Raw genomic sequence first — 15,119 nt, 5'->3', positions numbered from 1 at the left:
TTGCCTGCATGCAACTACTTCTCCTTGTCTGGCGTCAGTATCGCTGGCCCTTCATCGCCGTAATGGCGTTAAGCCTTGCCAGCGCCGCGCTGGGTATTGGCCTGATCGCGTTTATTAACGTGCGGTTGATTGAGATGGTCGACACCTCGATCTCCGTATTGCCGGAGTTTCTCGGCCTGCTGCTCCTGTTGATGGCGGTTACGCTCGGCTCCCAGCTGGCGCTGACCGCGCTCGGGCACCATTTCGTTTTTCGTTTGCGCAGTGAGTTTATCAAGCGGATCCTGGACACCCAGATAGAGCGCGTTGAGCAGCTCGGCAGCGCTTCCCTGCTGGCGGGGCTGACCAGCGACGTGCGCGCCATTACCATCGCGTTCGTGCGTCTGCCGGAGCTGGTGCAGGGGATCATTCTGACCTTTGGATCGGCCGCCTATCTCGCCTGGCTCTCCAGCAAAATGCTGGCGGTGACCGCGCTGTGGATTGCCATTACCATCTGGGGCGGCTTTATGCTGGTGTCGCGCGTCTACAAACACATGGCGGTGCTGCGCGAAACCGAAGATAAGCTCTATAACGATTACCAGACTGTACTGGAAGGACGCAAAGAGCTCACCCTGAACCGCGAGCGCGCCGAGCATATCTTTAATAACCTCTATATCCCGGACGCGCGCGAATACCGTCATCATATTATTCGCGCTGATACCTTCCACCTGAGCGCGGTGAACTGGTCAAACATCATGATGCTGGGCGCCATTGGCCTGGTATTCTGGATGGCGAACAGCCTGGGCTGGGCGGACACCAACGTAGCGGCAACCTACTCGCTGACGCTGCTGTTTTTGCGCACGCCGCTGCTCTCGGCGGTCGGTGCGCTGCCCACCCTGCTGAGTGCGCAGGTGGCATTTAATAAGCTCAAAAAATTCGATCTCGCGCCGTTTAAAGCCGAATTCCCGCGCCCGCAGGCATTCCCGAACTGGCAGACACTGGAGCTGCGTAACGTCACGTTCCGCTATCAGGACAGCGCCTTTTCCGTGGGGCCGGTCAACCTGACTATCCGCCGCGGTGAACTGCTGTTCCTCATCGGCGGCAACGGCAGCGGTAAATCTACGCTGGCGATGCTGCTGACCGGACTCTACCAGCCGCAGTCGGGCGAGATTTTGCTGGACGGCAAGGCGCTGAGCGCGGAGAAGCCCGAGGATTACCGCAAGCTTTTCTCGGCGGTATTCACCGACGTCTGGCTGTTCGATCGGCTGCTGGGGCCGGAAGGGCAACAGGCCAATCCTGCGCTGGTGGAAAAATGGCTGGCGCAGCTGCAGATGTCGCACAAGCTGGAGTTACAGGACGGGAAGATCCTCAACCTGAAGCTCTCCAAAGGGCAGAAAAAGCGCGTGGCGCTGCTGCTGGCGCTGGCGGAAGAGCGCGACATCATCCTGCTGGACGAGTGGGCGGCCGATCAGGATCCGCATTTCCGCCGCGAGTTTTATCAGGTGCTGCTGCCGCTGATGCAGGAGATGGGCAAAACCATTTTCGCCATCAGCCACGACGATCACTACTTCATTCATGCTGACCGCCTGCTGGAGATGCGCGACGGCAAGCTGAGCGAGCTGACCGGTGAAGAGCGCGATGCGGCCTCGCGTGACGCGGTGGCGCGTACGGCCTGATGCAAATGTGCCGGGTAGCGGCTTCGCCTTACCCGGCCTACGATTTTGTAGGCCCGTGCAAGCGTCGCGCCGCCGGGCACAATGATTTGCACGATATGCCGCTTTTTTCTCCATCCCGTTCCGTTGTTTATTCTTATTTACATATCCCCGCGCTATGCTTAACCCCAACTCATTTAATGGATTTATGATTGATGTCGGTATTAAAGAAAAACAGCGCCAGACAGCGTGACCAGGAGCGCGCGCGACTCATCTGGCTTCTCACGACCGATAAAGCGGTCACTTCTACGCTTTTAGGCAAACTCACCCTGGCTGAGCAATATGATGTCGGCACCCTGGCCGACGATATTGCTGAGGTAGGTGCGCTGGTTGCTCATTTACCCCCGCCGGATCTGGCGGATACCCTTGAAGCGCTTCCCTCGGAAGAGCGTCATGCCCTGTGGCGTCTGGTGCAGGATCACGAGCGCGGGCAGGTGCTGCTTGAGGCCTCCGAAAACGTCTGGGACGACCTGATCGACGAGATGAGCGACCGGGATATTCTCGACGCTGTGCAAACACTGGATATCGACGAGCAGATTTACCTCGTTCAGCACCTGCCGCGAAACCTGACCGGCCGCCTGCTGGCGTCGCTGCCTGCTGATGAACGCGCGCGCGTGCGTCAGGTGATGCATTACGAGAAAAACAGCGTCGGCGCGATCATGGAGTTCGGCGTTATCACGGTGCGTCCTGACGTCACGCTCGGTACCGTGCAGCGCTATCTGCGTCGCCTGGGCAAGATGCCGGACAACACCGATAAGCTGTTCGTCACCTCCCGGGATAAAACCCTGCTCGGCGAGCTGGAGCTGAAAACCATCCTGCTCAACAGCACCCAGCGGAAGGTGAGCGAGGTGATGGAAAACGAGCCGATGGTCTTCTCCCCGGAAGACGACGCGGAGAAAGCGGCGCGCACCTTCGAGCGTGACGACCTGGTGAGTGCCGCCGTCGTGGATTCCGTCGGCAAACTGATGGGGCGTCTGACCATCGATGAGATCGTTGATGTCGTCTACGAAGAAACCGACAACGACCTGCGCGCGCTCGGGGGGATCAGCGCCGAAGATGACGTCCATGCCTCCGTCGGCAAGGCGGTGAAAACGCGCTGGGCGTGGCTGGCCATTAACCTGTGTACCGCGTTTATTGCCTCCCGGGTGATTGATGGGTTTGAACACACCATTTCTCAGCTGGTGGCGCTGGCCTCGCTGATGCCGATTGTCGCAGGGATTGGTGGTAACACCGGAAACCAGACCATCACCATGATCGTCCGCGCGCTGGCGCTGGAAAACATTCAGCCCGGTAACTTCGCCTTTCTGATCTTCAGGGAGATGGGCGTGGCGCTGATCAACGGCCTGGTGTGGGGCGGCATTATGGGCGGCATCACCTGGTGGCTGTATGACGATATGGCGCTGGGCGGGGTGATGATGCTGGCGATGGTGCTGAACCTGCTGGTGGCATCAATGATGGGGGTCATTATCCCGCTGACGATGACCAAACTGGGGCGCGACCCCGCGGTGGGGTCGAGCGTGATGATCACCGCCATCACTGATACCGGCGGTTTCTTTATTTTTCTTGGGCTGGCGACGATTTTTCTGCTTTAAGCCGACGCTTAATACGGGCGGGGAGGAGTGCCATGACGATAATCCCACCCAGCACGCCAATCGCCAGATTGCCGGTTGATACCGTGGCGGCAACGGTGACCAGCATGACGACCGTTTCTGCTATCGGGGCCGTTTTCACCGTGGCTGGCTGAAGGCTGTGCCAGCTGAAGGTTTTGACGGCGACAATCGCCATAATACCCGCCAGCACCGCCATCGGGATTTTGGCCATCACGTCGCTGAGCGCCGTCACCAGGATCAGCAGCACGATGCCCGCCGCAAAGGTTGAAATGCGGCTTCGACCTTTCCCCATCTCCACGTTGACGATGGTTTGTCCAATCATCGCGCAGCCTGCAATACCGCCATAAAATCCGGCCAGAATATTGCCGACGCCTAATCCAATGCTTTCGCGGCGTTTACCTGACGGTGTCGCGGTCAGCTCATCCACCAGCTTTGCCGTCAGCAGGGATTCCAGCAGGCCGACAAAGGCGATGCTCAACGCGCACGGCCAGATAATGCTCAGCGTCTGCACATTGAGGGGGACCAGAAGTTCGGTAAGGCCCGGCAAACCGCCGCTCATGGAGCCTTCATCGCCCACGGTCGGCAGGATTTGTCCGGTTGAAACGGTGAACAAGGTAAGCACAACAATCGCAATCAGCGGGGAAGGGATGCTTTTGATATAGCGCGGCACCCACAGCACGATCAGCAGCGTCAGGACGAACAGGCCCACAATCAGCGGGCTTCGGCTCCAGAAATGCGGCACCTGAGCGAAGAAGATCAAAATGCCCAGGGCGTTAACAAACCCGGTCATGACCGACTGGGGAATAAAGCGCATCAGCCTTGCCATACCCAGCACGCCAAACAGAATCTGAATCACGCCCGCCATAAGCACGGCGGGAAGAATGTACTGTACGCCGTGCTGATGCACCATCGGGCCAATGACCAGCGCCACGGACCCCGCCGCTGCCGTGACCATCGCCGGGCGACCACCGAGTACAGACAGGGCAAGGCACAGCACCACGGAGGCGATCAGGCTGACCTTCGGGTCAACGCCCGCCACCACCGAAAATGAGATGACTTCGGGGATCAGCGCCAGGGCGGTAATCACGCCTGCCAGCGTTTCACGCGTCAGCTGCTTAGGGGAACGCAGCACGTTGGCTACGCGGTCTTCGGGGGATACGGCAGAATGGGGTAAGGACATAACAGTTCGCTGGTTAGGGCAGGCTTCCGTGCGCGCGATCACAAAACGCAACATACTAGCCAGTAAAACCGCGCTTTACCAGACGCATCGATAATTCCTCACAAACAATCCATCATTAAATTTCACAATTACAATAATTTCGTAACCTTTAAACAATATTTAAAAGTTGTTACCGTGCCCCCGCAGCTTTTTTCACCTGCAATTTCCACGCATCAAGCACTTTTACACTAAGGCATAAATTATGAAAAAAATGACTGCCATGCTCTTTTCTCTGGCCGTGGGGCTTAACACCGTCTCCATGGCGGCGAAAGCTGACGCACCAAAAGAGCAGGAAACGGACGTCCTTTTAATTGGTGGCGGTATCATGAGCGCCACGCTGGGAACCTATCTGCAAGAACTGCAGCCGGACTGGTCTATGACCATGGTCGAGCGCCTTGATGGCGTGGCGCAGGAGAGTTCGAACGGATGGAATAACGCCGGTACCGGACATTCGGCACTCATGGAACTGAACTATACGCCGCAGAAAAAGGACGGTTCCATTAGTATCGAGAAGGCGGTAGAGATCAACGAAGCATTCCAGGTTTCTCGCCAGTTCTGGTCTCATCAGGTCAACAGCGGCGTGATGCACGACCCGCACTCCTTCATCAACACCGTGCCGCACATGAGCTTTGTGTGGGGTGAGCAGAACGTCAACTTCCTGCGCGCGCGCTACGCCGCTCTGCAGCAGAGCACGCTGTTCCGCGGGATGAAATACTCTGAAGACCACGCGCAGATTAAAGAGTGGGCTCCGCTGGTCATGGAAGGTCGTGACCCGAACCAGAAAGTGGCGGCGACCCGTACCGAAATTGGTACCGACGTTAACTACGGTGAAATTACCCGTCAGCTGGTGACGTCTCTGAAGAAAAAAGAGAACTTCAACCTGCAGCTCAGCACCGAAGTGCGTGGTTTCAAGCGCAACGCGGATAACAGCTGGAGCGTGACCGTTGCCGATCTGAAAAACAACGAAGCCGAGCACGTCATCAAGGCGAAGTTTGTCTTTATCGGTGCGGGCGGCGCGGCGCTGAAGCTGCTGCAGGAGTCCGGTATTCCGGAAGCTGACGACTACGCGGGCTTCCCGGTGGGCGGCCAGTTCCTGGTATCCGATAACCCGGAAGTGGTGAACCGTCATCTGGCAAAAGTGTACGGCCAGGCTTCCGTTGGCGCGCCGCCGATGTCCGTTCCGCACATCGACACCCGTATGCTTGACGGCAAACGCGTGGTGCTGTTCGGGCCATTCGCGACCTTCTCCACGAAGTTCCTGAAAAATGGCTCCCTGTGGGATCTGCTCAGCGCCACGACCACCTCTAACGTCAAGCCGATGATGGACGTGGGTCTGGATAACTTCGATCTGGTGAAATACCTGATTAGCCAGGTGATGCTCTCTGACGACGACCGCTTCGAGGCACTGAAAGAGTACTATCCGCAGGCGAAAAAAGAAGACTGGCGCCTGTGGCAGGCGGGTCAGCGCGTACAGATCATCAAGCGCGATCCGAAAGAGGGCGGCGTGCTGCGTCTGGGTACCGAAGTGGTAAGCGATAAGGATGGCACCATTGCCGCGCTGCTGGGTGCGTCACCGGGCGCGTCTACCGCTGCGCCAATCATGCTGCACCTGATGGAAAAAGTGTTTAAAGACAAAGTCGCCAGCCCGGAATGGCAGGCGAAGCTGAAAACCATTATTCCATCCTACGGCACGAAGCTGAACGGCAACGTGAGCGCGACGGAGCAGGAGCTGGAATACACCAGCCGCGTACTGCAGCTGCAGTACATCAAGCCGCAGGCTGCGGATGCTGCGCCAAAAGCGGAGCTGAAGCCTCAGCCGGAAAACAAACCGGTTGCGGATATCGCGCTGTAAGGTAAAAAAGCCGGGTGGCGCTGACGCTTACCCGGCCTACGTTCGGTGTTGTTTTGTAGGTCGGGTAAGGCGAAGCCGCCACCCGACTTAATTTCAACGTACTACCGCTTGTCCGACAGTCTCATCTGCCTTCCAGATGCGATACTTCACTTGCACGTTTTCAGGCGTATAGACCACGATCGGCAGCTTGCTGTTGTAGCGCAGCAGACTGTTGTCGCCCAGATACGCCGTTACAAATTTCTTCTCTTTTTTGCCGTCCGGGCAGGCCATCATGGTGGAGACCGGAGAGGTCACTTTGTCAAAGACGAAATAGTCGTAACCCCAGCCTTCCAGGGTTTTACTTTCCAGCTGACCGCCCAGACGGTGCTGGTTGCAGTCCACTTCCAGCGTCTTGCCAATTAACAGCTCCACTTTGAAGTTCGCTTCATCCTGCTGAACCGGCAGCTGAATCACCTGACGCTTCGTCCCTTTGTCCGCCTGCGGGTACGGAGCCACTTTTTCCAGCGGCTGCTCTTTTGGGGTTTCGCTGGCGAAAGCGCTGGTGCTGACGCACGCGGCGGCGATGAGGGCGATGGCAAATTTAGGTGCGTTTTTCATTGTCATTCCTTTATGTCAAAACGATCCTGCGCAGGTTAACATAACAACTATGAATGATTGGTGTTATTTACTTGCATTTTCACTATGGATAGCGTTATACGCTCTTAAATATCCTGTTTAGTGGTTGTTTATGCTGGTGTGGAGTCGGGTGCCAGTTCGTGTTATTTTAGACCCTATATATTGTTATTCATCTGTAAAAGGGAAGAGAGATGGTTCGTGCAAAACTGAAAACGCCTGAAGGCCGCAAGTTCCTCCTGGCGCTGCTGGTCGTATTTATGATTGCTGCCGCATGCGTGGGGCGGGCAACCATTGTTGGCGTTATCGAACAGTACAATATCCCCCTCTCTGCCTGGACAACCAGCATGTATGTCCTGCAGTCGGCGATGATCTTCGTCTACAGCCTGGTGTTCACCGTTCTGCTGGCTATCCCGCTTGGCATTTTCTTCCTGGGCGGACGTGAGAAGCATTAAGCGCTGACTCGCAATAGCTAAGCCATCCTGCCGGATGGCTTTTTTATGGTCTCATCCCACTCTCCTCAGGTTTTTTTAATCCGCGATATCCTATCCTGTAAGCATTCAGGCAACTGTTTTTAAAGCAGGAGCGGTAGATGCGTTCCAGATTTCCAGTGCTCAGTCAGATCCCCAAAGGCGTCTGGGTTGTGGGGGGCGTCAGTATGCTGATGGATATCTCGTCAGAGAGTATTCACAGCCTGCTGCCACTTTTTATGATGACCACCCTCGGCACGAGCGTGCTGTTTATAGGCCTGATTGAAGGGCTGGCGGAGGCCACTGCGCTTTTTATTAAGGTCTTTTCGGGGGCGATAAGCGACTACCTGGGTCAACGTAAGGGGCTGGCCCTGTTAGGGTATGGCCTGGGGGCGCTAAGCAAACCCCTTTTCGCAATAGCGTCCTCTTCCGGGATGGTTTTAGGCGCACGTCTGATGGACCGTACGGGGAAGGGAATACGGGGCGCCCCGCGGGATGCACTTGTTGCAGACGTCACGCCGCCGGAAATGCGTGGTGCGGCATATGGTCTGCGTCAGTCAATGGATACCACCGGCGCATTTCTTGGCCCATTACTGGCCGTAAGCTTAATGCTGTTGCTGGACAATGATTTTCGCACTGTTTTCTGGATAGCCCTTATCCCCGGTCTGCTTTCAGTAGCCTTGCTCTATTTCGGCCTTCAGGAGCCGAAAACTCCCCTCGAACACAAACGCACAAACCCCATTAAACGAGAGAATTTAAGGCGGCTGGGTAAAGCGTGCTGGTGGGTGATTGGCCTTGGTGCAGTGTTCACGCTTGCCCGGTTTAGCGAGGCTTTTCTTGTCCTTCGTGCGCAGCAGTCGGGCGTTCCTCTGGCCCTTATTCCGCTAGTGATGGTGGTCATGAACGTACTCTATTCCCTTTCGGCTTACCCTTTTGGCAAACTTTCTGATGGCATGAGCCACACCCGACTTCTGCAGTGGGGGCTAATGGTGCTGATTGGTGCAGATGTTGTTCTGGCGCTGAGCAGCCACTGGATGGGGGTCATTTTAGGCGTCGCGCTTTGGGGAATACATATGGGTATGACCCAGGGATTACTGGCGGCAATGATCGCTAAAACCGCACCGCCCGATCTGCGCGGCACGGCTTTCGGTATTTTTAGTCTGGTCAGCGGCGTGGGATTGTTAATCGCCAGCGTGGGAGCCGGCGCGATATGGGAATCGTTTGGCGCGGAATATACGTTTTATGCCGGAGCGGTGATTTGTCTGGCTACGCTAGTGTATTTGCGCAAAACGCCGGAAGAGGCGAAATAAAAAACCAGCCATCAGGCTGGTTTTCAATGTGTTTTTGGTCGGCACGAGAGGATTTGAACCTCCGACCCCCGACACCCCATGACACCTGCCTAAAGTGCTTCTAAGCCGCACCACTACTGGCCTGTGGCGCTTTTGACTGTATGAACAAACAGTGATTTTTATGCATTATCTGCACTATAAACATCAATGAGTTAGGGGGTGGTTTCGCCATTAGCTAGCCTGCCTTTATCTCACCGTGTGGTACCATAACCCAGTCGATATGATTGCTGGTATAAATCTTTGTTGACTTGGCGTCACTATGGGCCATCCTTCCTTGTGGATCGATACCCTGGCTATCAAACAAATGCGCGGCCAGTGCCCTTATCTCGTGAAATGTTGGGCGTTCATCCATTGGAAGATGATCACATAATCCAAGCTTGTCACGTAGTGCAGAAAACGCTCGGCTAAGATAATCAGGTGCTACCTGCGTAGGGTGTGAAACCTCTTTACTCCGTTTGTTATTTCGTTCAGGTATTCGGTGTACGACATACGGACTGGCAACACTATCCCGGCTATCGTCAATAATCCTCTTCAGCTCCCCTCCAATTGGGATCGCTACGTGTGATGCCTCTTTCTTTTGAACTTTCTGCCGGTGGATGTACAACGTACCATGTATCCCGTTTTCAGGTTCGTCTAACCATACACATCCACAAACGCCGTTTTTCGGCTCTCTTATCGAATATTTTATTCGCGAAACTTCGAGGCGGGCATGTGTCGTCTGCAGTGCCAAATCCATAGCTGTTCTTAACCATGGTTCAGCCGCGTTCCTCATAGTAATAAAGACATCCAACGGAAGACGTTTACGCTTCTTCTCTTCAACACGCCGCATTTTTTTACGTGCTGCAGGATTGTCCATCATTAATGATTCATCAATTGCATAAGAGAACAGCTTTTTGAGAAAGCTTACCTTTCTGTTTTGAACGTTAGCGGATGCATCGGCATGGTATCGAATAATAAATTGGTTCACGTGTTCAAGATCAATGTCACAAGCCGGTATATTGGTAAAAAATTCCTTTACCCTGAACACGTCATTATTCCAATCATCCAGGGTGCTTGGTGATGGTTTTTCATCGGCAACGGCGCGGGCCATAATTCGGTCAACATGGTCACTGAATGGTTGAGCTTCTCCATTAATTCCGCCCGAGTCTCTAATCAAGCTTTCTACTGACGGCACCTTTTCAGGTCGCATTCTGAGGTTATATTCTTTGGCAATGGCGATTGCCATTACGCGATCAGTTCCTATGCTTTTACGTTTTCCGGTTATAAGCGTAAAGCGATATTGCCCGGTAGCTTTATCAAAAAGCAGGAAGTCAGGGAGATTGCGGTTCTCCCTTTTGCGTGGTCTTGCAGCCATGTTAATCCTCTTGAATTAACTGACGAACTCTTTCACTGACAATTGAGTCAACGCCCCATTTTTCTGAGGAACTAACCAGGATCGTACCATCTACGATACGGCCCTGAAGCTTACCGTTTTCAATCCAGCGTCGGATAGTTCTGTTATCTGGAACAGAGCCTGGTTCAAACTCTCGCTTACCCCACAGACTCGCCTTCATCAACTTGGCCATGGCTATTCTCCACTTAACCGGCTGCACCCGGCTATCTCTTATAGAAAATGCAAGATGAGCAACCACCACGAAGCCCATCATTGCAGGTACGACATCTTTTTGTTTCGGTGTAATAGAGCTGGTGGACCATCTCCTTCGGCATGAGAACCGGCATCGGCACGCGGATAACCAGCTTTTTGAGTCTGTCGATTTCACCGGCCAGTTCCAGCAGACGGGAGCGACAATCCTCCGCTTCCTCGCGCCACCATGCGACATCGGCTTTAAGGCGGCGCACGCGCCGCTGTTTGAGTTTGCTCACCATGGCATCCACCCCATACCCTGAAGTGCTCCGATGACCAGCAGCACGAACATTACTGCGTCGAATGGGTTAGGCATCACTCATCATCCTCATCCCAATCATCGTCGTTATCGTCAACAGCCCACAGAAGCGGGTTAGTAGCTTTGCTTATCTGGCTTGCATATCCGCTGCGTCCAAGACTTCTCAGCACGTTGTATATCTCGAACATCTCAGTGCGTTCATCGCCAAGATCCAATTCACAGGCCAGTGTGTGACACTCTGTAGCAAGAGAGGCTAACTTTTGGAGGAATTCTGCTTTACTCACGGCTTCACCTCCTTCTGCGGTGCTGCTGCGGCATGACCCCGGCCTTCATCTGTGAATGAAATAATCACTTTTGTCGGATCAGCACACTGCGGAGATTCTCCATTCCGGAAAACAACGAAACTGCTTCCGTGAAGTTCAGCCAGTTTCTCAGCTTTGGCTTGCCAATCCGGAACTACCGGAGAGTTGCCAGCCCCATAAGCCATGCGCAACCAATGCATAAACACTTCAACGCTTACGCAGCCACAATCTATTTCTATCCTTTCGCCTTGCTGTGAAAGCCACTGCTTGAATGGCAACTTGTAAGCCGTCGTTACAGTTTCGACACCCTGAAGCATGGCGGCGCGGCAGGCGTTCCAGGCTTCGAACTGACCATCAATCCCATCATCACAATAACCGTCAGTCGTCCGTAATGAATCCCAGCTATCGAGTGGCGAACCGTACTCAGATTCCCACCATTTTTCAAACACAGAGCGGTCCGGCACAAATACCGGAGCTGGCGGGGTGTACAACTTGGCACGTGCTTGCCATGCCAGCCACGCAGCGTTCTTGGCACCAACTCCAGCAATTGGAAGATTTTCGTCGTTATTCCAATCGTTGAATGCATCTCTCTCGTCTATCTCTGCTGGCGAAGGAGGTGCAGCGTACAATCGCGTTCCATCCTTGAAATTTTCCCAGTCAGCCTGACCATCAGCGGCTATGCACACCACCTTTGCATCAGGATGACTACCACAATCGTCATATTCGCCGAGGACAACCTCGCCGACAGCCTCCGCTTCGAGCGATGCCAGCAGCGCATCCATAGCCACCACTCCCAACCCGAACATGTCGTACTGCTCTTTGTCTTCTACCGGGTCATAGTCCTGCTGCCAGCACTGGAATGCGTTGCGGAGGTCTTTGGCCTGTTCTCTGGTAATAGTGCTCATGGGTTAGTCCTCTTCACAATTACACCGCCATCACAATGCGGGCAGTCCTCGCCCAGCTGTCCATTTTCGTTAATCACCTTTCCGTAATGGCAGCGGTAACAATGTAGGCATTCTGCCTTTTTGGTTGCTCTGATAATGTCTCGACCAAATCCCATAGAAACACGTTCCAGAAAACCGCGCTTTATCAGGTCTTCAGCCATTGCACCCACTTTGACAGGAAAAAGAGAGTCACCATCCCAGAGTGCCGTTTTTCGGTATGGCAATATTTCAATTTCCCAGCGATGAACTATGGCTGGCTTTAAAAACTCGCGCTCTCGCTTATTCAGTGGCTTTTCCATGCTCACTCTCCTTTACCGGCTGCGGAGGCGATACGAAAAAGTTTAATGTCGCCACTGTCTGAGTTCTGCTTACTCCAGATAAGTGACGTTTCTCGCCCACGCTCGTTGATATGCATCAGATTTCTTTCGTCTGTAAAGCATGCAGGAATGAAATCTACAGGAAGTGGATAGAGAGCAACTGCATCATCCCCCCATTGCTCAACTGCATATTTCTCATCGGTTGTGAACCTCGACATGAATGATGTGACGTTAGCATTCCTCATCCATGCCACTGGCTTAACTTCCCGCACCTCCAGCTCAGCAATCCGCTTGTCTTTAGCTTCCAGCTCATCCAGCAGCGCCAGCACGTCAGGGTCGCCACCTGGGCCATACTCAGTTACGCGAGATCGGGCGTAATGGTCATCAGCGAAATCCCTACCAGCCTCGAATTTATAACCTTCTCCATCCCCATCGATTCGGCCTGTACATCCGTAGACGACACTGCCAGCACCGGCGCGTTGTATTGTCATGACAGAGCCGCAGATGTGGCACTTTGGCGCAGGCTTTTCAGAATAGCGTTCACGCAGCGCCTGTATGTCGATGTTGCTCATTGGGCAGCTCCTTCTGTCCGTACCGGGATGAAGCGCGATGGTGACCAGTCGCAATAGGTATCCGTCTCTGTGTGGCCGAATATAGCCTTACAGCGCCGAATGTGGTGGCAGTTACCACAGTTCGAACCCTTTGGCAGGCGCATTTTATCCGGGTCGGATTGGTCATAATTCAGCACTTTGGTGGTGTTGCTCATTGGGCGACCTCGCGCTTCTGCTTGTTGTATACAGCCCAGCTCAGAGCATCTAGCTTGTCACGTCCTGCTTTGTCGTACATGTGGATGCCGTCTTTGCAGGCGTGCTCCTGCTTAACCTGCTCTTCGAGAGCGCTGATCTCTTCGTAGGACAGGTTTGCCAGCTTGAGGCGATTCCAGCCGAAGTTACGGATGCGTGTCATTACTGCACTCCCTGGCGAACACCGATGGCGAAGCTACGCAGCCCCTGCTGCACCCATGTTGAAAATTGGTCGCTTTTGGCTGCCATCTCTACACCCTGCGCCCGCACTTCAGCCAGGAAAGCGTCGGTGTCCGGGGTTTCTACCTCACTACCATCAACCAACTCTACCTTGCACTCATGCTCCCAGCTTTCGCATACTCGATATGTACGGTTCGGCATCTTAGCAGCCACTTGAACCACGAATTCCTCGTTGTAATTAAGCGAACATGCTTCAGCAATCTCGCCAGGATTGTCGTATGGAGCCTCTGGGTCTTCTGCATCACAGAACATTAAGTTCGCCTTCAGCCCCGCATTCTCCGCAGCCAGTGCAGCGCATCTGGATTCAGACCTGGCCAGCTTATTACGAAGGCCAACAGCACAGTCATGCGCGCCGCTGTGACCTCTCAGGAAAGAAAATCCACAGTCGCAATAAAAGACATTATTTTTTTCGGTAATCATGATGTTTCTCCATGACGCTGAGCTGAGATAGCTTTGTGCTCGTCGATAATTTCCACGACTTCTGCATGCACCAAACCTTCGAGAGAGATAACTCCTGTGTCGCTTATACCCGCCATGCTGATCAGCTCTACAAGGCGACGCGCTTTCTTAACGCTAATTTCCGGAGCTATAACGCTGCGGGTGACTTTCTTCTTACCTTTGGCTGCAGCAGAAGCTTTATCCTTCTGAAGAACCTCACCGGCCTTTTCGCCGAACTCTTTTACTCGGTCAATGGCTACATCAACGGACACTTCGCCAGCCTTAACAGCTTTTTGCACATCGTGATTTGCATTGCTAAGGGCTATCAGCTTTTCGACCCATGCCACTGATTTATGGATTTCCTTCGCTATTTCAGCCGGAGTGAGATTGAATGGAGCAAAATCGCGAATGCCGTTAATCTGATCGATAGGGGACAATGAAAGCTGGCTTGCGCTCGTGAAAATTCGCGCCTTTTGCTTTAGGTCATTCCCATAGAACGGCATGATATGAATTCGATTAACGGGCTTTCCTGCGTCACGACAGCGCTGATAGGCCAGGTGACGACGATGACCCTCAACGATGTAAACTCCGCCCTCGTCACGTGGTACAACTTCAATTGGCGGAACGACGCCACCATTCATCAGGTAATCGAATAAGTCATCGTTAGCCAGGCGAGTGCGCTCATCGTCTTCGCGGATGTTAAATCCTTCACGAACATGAATATCGTCAAGGCTGATAAACATCCCGGTATCGGTGCGCTTAATGGTCCCGTCACGGGTCATTTGCTTGAATGAGTTAGCCATTAGAGAGAAACCTCGTTATTCAGGGAAATGACAACAGGAGTGAGCTCACGCAGTTCTCGCTGAGCTTCCAGCAGGTGCATGTTGGTAGGCGTTTTGGTGTTGCGCTCTTCAATACGGTCACATTCTTTGGCCCAACTCGCTACATCCTGTCGAAGGGTGGCATTCTGCTCAGCTAGTTCCTTGCGCTGCGCCAAGGCTTCACATAGCGCGACGCTGGTAACATCAAGGCGTGTAGCCAGTTCGTTAACCATCCAGCCGTAAGCGGCTGGAAGGAGAGGGGCGGCCTTACGAGCGGCGTCAATAAGCTGCTCTCTGGTCATGCGTGGTTGTAACTCGGTGACGTTCTGTGTGTTCGTCATGGATAGTTTCTCCGTGTTATAAGCGCTCTGCACAGCGCTGAATTCTTGGCCTTACAACTTAGAAGAGGCCGCCTTGGTCTTTGGGTGAGGTGTGTTTTCTCCTGGTAACTTCAGCTTTTGAAACCTGTTTATCTGCCCAGGCTTTCGCATGCCTCATCACATCATCGAAAATCGCGCCTTTCTTACTGGCTTGTGACATGCGCTTATATAAATCAAGTGCTTGCCACGCC

Annotated in this window: 19 protein-coding genes; 5 read left to right on the top strand and 14 right to left on the bottom strand. The window is 53.8% G+C overall.

Annotation, left to right across the window (positions count from 1 at the left end):
• Positions 1-8 precede the first annotated feature (8 nt).
• Positions 9-1,652, top strand: coding sequence for a multidrug ABC transporter permease/ATP-binding protein (locus P346_RS13205; RefSeq protein WP_032659579.1), 1,644 nt, complete (start codon positions 9-11; stop codon positions 1,650-1,652).
• A gap of 191 nt (positions 1,653-1,843) precedes the next feature.
• Positions 1,844-3,280: a magnesium transporter gene (gene mgtE, locus P346_RS13210; RefSeq protein WP_032659110.1), complete on the top strand. Its 1,437-nt coding sequence runs from the start codon at positions 1,844-1,846 to the stop codon at positions 3,278-3,280.
• On the opposite strand, the gene P346_RS13215 is transcribed toward mgtE, so the two are convergent.
• Positions 3,243-4,532 (bottom strand): SulP family inorganic anion transporter, encoded by a 1,290-nt coding sequence (locus tag P346_RS13215; protein WP_032659108.1) that lies wholly within the window; start codon positions 4,530-4,532, stop codon positions 3,243-3,245. The genes mgtE and P346_RS13215 overlap by 38 nt on opposite strands.
• 187 nt (positions 4,533-4,719) lie before the next feature.
• Between P346_RS13215 and mqo the strand changes: the two genes are divergently transcribed.
• Positions 4,720-6,369: a malate dehydrogenase (quinone) gene (gene mqo, locus P346_RS13220; RefSeq protein ID WP_032646585.1), complete on the top strand. Its 1,650-nt coding sequence runs from the start codon at positions 4,720-4,722 to the stop codon at positions 6,367-6,369.
• Positions 6,370-6,462: 93 nt separating this feature from the next.
• Here the strand turns inward: mqo and eco are convergent, their stop codons facing one another.
• Positions 6,463-6,966: a serine protease inhibitor ecotin gene (gene eco / locus P346_RS13225; RefSeq protein WP_032659105.1), complete on the bottom strand. Its 504-nt coding sequence runs from the start codon at positions 6,964-6,966 to the stop codon at positions 6,463-6,465.
• A gap of 209 nt (positions 6,967-7,175) precedes the next feature.
• Between eco and P346_RS13230 the strand changes: the two genes are divergently transcribed.
• Positions 7,176-7,436, top strand: a complete 261-nt coding sequence (locus P346_RS13230) for a DUF2534 family protein (protein WP_008500962.1) — start codon at positions 7,176-7,178, stop codon at positions 7,434-7,436.
• Between the two features lie 137 nt (positions 7,437-7,573).
• Positions 7,574-8,761, top strand: a complete 1,188-nt coding sequence (locus tag P346_RS13235) for an MFS transporter (RefSeq protein WP_032659104.1) — start codon at positions 7,574-7,576, stop codon at positions 8,759-8,761.
• Between the two features lie 214 nt (positions 8,762-8,975).
• Here P346_RS13235 and P346_RS13240 read toward each other — a convergent pair whose 3' ends face one another.
• The 12 genes from P346_RS13240 to P346_RS13275 all read right to left on the bottom strand — a co-directional run bounded on the left by P346_RS13240 (position 8,976) and on the right by P346_RS13275 (position 14,889).
• The gene (locus P346_RS13240; RefSeq protein ID WP_032659102.1) at positions 8,976-10,154 is read right to left on the bottom strand and encodes a phage integrase Arm DNA-binding domain-containing protein; all 1,179 of its coding nucleotides are present in this window, start codon (positions 10,152-10,154) and stop codon (positions 8,976-8,978) included.
• 1 nt (position 10,155) lies between these two features.
• Complete coding sequence (locus P346_RS13245; RefSeq protein ID WP_032659100.1) at positions 10,156-10,365, bottom strand: hypothetical protein; 210 nt, start codon at positions 10,363-10,365, stop codon at positions 10,156-10,158.
• A 31-nt stretch (positions 10,366-10,396) separates the two neighbouring features.
• Positions 10,397-10,666: a hypothetical protein gene (locus P346_RS13250; protein ID WP_032659097.1), complete on the bottom strand. Its 270-nt coding sequence runs from the start codon at positions 10,664-10,666 to the stop codon at positions 10,397-10,399.
• Between the two features lie 73 nt (positions 10,667-10,739).
• On the bottom strand, positions 10,740-10,967 hold the full coding sequence (locus P346_RS13255; RefSeq protein ID WP_032659095.1) for a hypothetical protein: 228 nt from the start codon (positions 10,965-10,967) through the stop codon (positions 10,740-10,742).
• Positions 10,964-11,890 carry a hypothetical protein gene (locus tag P346_RS22165; protein ID WP_050597629.1) on the bottom strand — a complete coding sequence of 309 codons (927 nt, stop codon included), beginning with the start codon at positions 11,888-11,890 and terminating at the stop codon, positions 10,964-10,966. The genes P346_RS13255 and P346_RS22165 overlap by 4 nt, the downstream gene beginning before the upstream one ends.
• Positions 11,887-12,228, bottom strand: coding sequence for a hypothetical protein (locus tag P346_RS13260; protein ID WP_032659091.1), 342 nt, complete (start codon positions 12,226-12,228; stop codon positions 11,887-11,889). Before P346_RS13260 ends, P346_RS22165 begins: the two co-directional genes overlap by 4 nt.
• Positions 12,229-12,230: 2 nt before the next feature.
• Positions 12,231-12,818, bottom strand: coding sequence for an ead/Ea22-like family protein (locus P346_RS22440; RefSeq protein ID WP_071995967.1), 588 nt, complete (start codon positions 12,816-12,818; stop codon positions 12,231-12,233).
• Positions 12,815-13,012 (bottom strand): hypothetical protein, encoded by a 198-nt coding sequence (locus P346_RS23575; RefSeq protein ID WP_071995966.1) that lies wholly within the window; start codon positions 13,010-13,012, stop codon positions 12,815-12,817. Before P346_RS23575 ends, P346_RS22440 begins: the two co-directional genes overlap by 4 nt.
• Positions 13,009-13,212 carry a hypothetical protein gene (locus P346_RS13265; RefSeq protein ID WP_032659089.1) on the bottom strand — a complete coding sequence of 68 codons (204 nt, stop codon included), beginning with the start codon at positions 13,210-13,212 and terminating at the stop codon, positions 13,009-13,011. The genes P346_RS23575 and P346_RS13265 overlap by 4 nt, the downstream gene beginning before the upstream one ends.
• Positions 13,212-13,709: a hypothetical protein gene (locus tag P346_RS22160; protein ID WP_050597628.1), complete on the bottom strand. Its 498-nt coding sequence runs from the start codon at positions 13,707-13,709 to the stop codon at positions 13,212-13,214. Before P346_RS22160 ends, P346_RS13265 begins: the two co-directional genes overlap by 1 nt.
• Positions 13,706-14,530 carry a ParB N-terminal domain-containing protein gene (locus tag P346_RS13270; protein ID WP_032659087.1) on the bottom strand — a complete coding sequence of 275 codons (825 nt, stop codon included), beginning with the start codon at positions 14,528-14,530 and terminating at the stop codon, positions 13,706-13,708. Before P346_RS13270 ends, P346_RS22160 begins: the two co-directional genes overlap by 4 nt.
• Positions 14,530-14,889, bottom strand: a complete 360-nt coding sequence (locus P346_RS13275; protein WP_050597627.1) for a hypothetical protein — start codon at positions 14,887-14,889, stop codon at positions 14,530-14,532. The genes P346_RS13270 and P346_RS13275 overlap by 1 nt, the downstream gene beginning before the upstream one ends.
• Positions 14,890-15,119: the final 230 nt, after the last annotated feature.

Origin of the sequence: Enterobacter sp. DC1, from assembly GCF_000568075.1 — a bacterium.
Classification (GTDB): domain Bacteria; phylum Pseudomonadota; class Gammaproteobacteria; order Enterobacterales; family Enterobacteriaceae; genus Enterobacter; species Enterobacter asburiae.
This window is presented reverse-complemented; position numbering and strand designations above follow the sequence as displayed.

Excerpts from the sequence above, each read along its gene's own strand:
- P346_RS13205 (WP_032659579.1), top strand. The coding sequence starts at position 9 with ATGCAACTACTTCTCCTTGTCTGGCGTCAGTATCGCTGGCCCTTCATC.
- mgtE (WP_032659110.1), top strand. The coding sequence starts at position 1,844 with ATGTCGGTATTAAAGAAAAACAGCGCCAGACAGCGTGACCAGGAGCGC.
- P346_RS13215 (WP_032659108.1), bottom strand. The coding sequence starts at position 4,532 with ATGTTGCGTTTTGTGATCGCGCGCACGGAAGCCTGCCCTAACCAGCGA.
- mqo (WP_032646585.1), top strand. The coding sequence starts at position 4,720 with ATGAAAAAAATGACTGCCATGCTCTTTTCTCTGGCCGTGGGGCTTAAC.
- eco (WP_032659105.1), bottom strand. The coding sequence starts at position 6,966 with ATGAAAAACGCACCTAAATTTGCCATCGCCCTCATCGCCGCCGCGTGC.
- P346_RS13230 (WP_008500962.1), top strand. The coding sequence starts at position 7,176 with ATGGTTCGTGCAAAACTGAAAACGCCTGAAGGCCGCAAGTTCCTCCTG.
- P346_RS13235 (WP_032659104.1), top strand. The coding sequence starts at position 7,574 with ATGCGTTCCAGATTTCCAGTGCTCAGTCAGATCCCCAAAGGCGTCTGG.
- P346_RS13240 (WP_032659102.1), bottom strand. The coding sequence starts at position 10,154 with ATGGCTGCAAGACCACGCAAAAGGGAGAACCGCAATCTCCCTGACTTC.
- P346_RS13245 (WP_032659100.1), bottom strand. The coding sequence starts at position 10,365 with ATGGCCAAGTTGATGAAGGCGAGTCTGTGGGGTAAGCGAGAGTTTGAA.
- P346_RS13250 (WP_032659097.1), bottom strand. The coding sequence starts at position 10,666 with ATGGTGAGCAAACTCAAACAGCGGCGCGTGCGCCGCCTTAAAGCCGAT.
- P346_RS22165 (WP_050597629.1), bottom strand. The coding sequence starts at position 11,890 with ATGAGCACTATTACCAGAGAACAGGCCAAAGACCTCCGCAACGCATTC.
- P346_RS13260 (WP_032659091.1), bottom strand. The coding sequence starts at position 12,228 with ATGGAAAAGCCACTGAATAAGCGAGAGCGCGAGTTTTTAAAGCCAGCC.
- P346_RS22440 (WP_071995967.1), bottom strand. The coding sequence starts at position 12,818 with ATGAGCAACATCGACATACAGGCGCTGCGTGAACGCTATTCTGAAAAG.
- P346_RS23575 (WP_071995966.1), bottom strand. The coding sequence starts at position 13,012 with ATGAGCAACACCACCAAAGTGCTGAATTATGACCAATCCGACCCGGAT.
- P346_RS13265 (WP_032659089.1), bottom strand. The coding sequence starts at position 13,212 with ATGACACGCATCCGTAACTTCGGCTGGAATCGCCTCAAGCTGGCAAAC.
- P346_RS22160 (WP_050597628.1), bottom strand. The coding sequence starts at position 13,709 with ATGATTACCGAAAAAAATAATGTCTTTTATTGCGACTGTGGATTTTCT.
- P346_RS13270 (WP_032659087.1), bottom strand. The coding sequence starts at position 14,530 with ATGGCTAACTCATTCAAGCAAATGACCCGTGACGGGACCATTAAGCGC.
- P346_RS13275 (WP_050597627.1), bottom strand. The coding sequence starts at position 14,889 with ATGACGAACACACAGAACGTCACCGAGTTACAACCACGCATGACCAGA.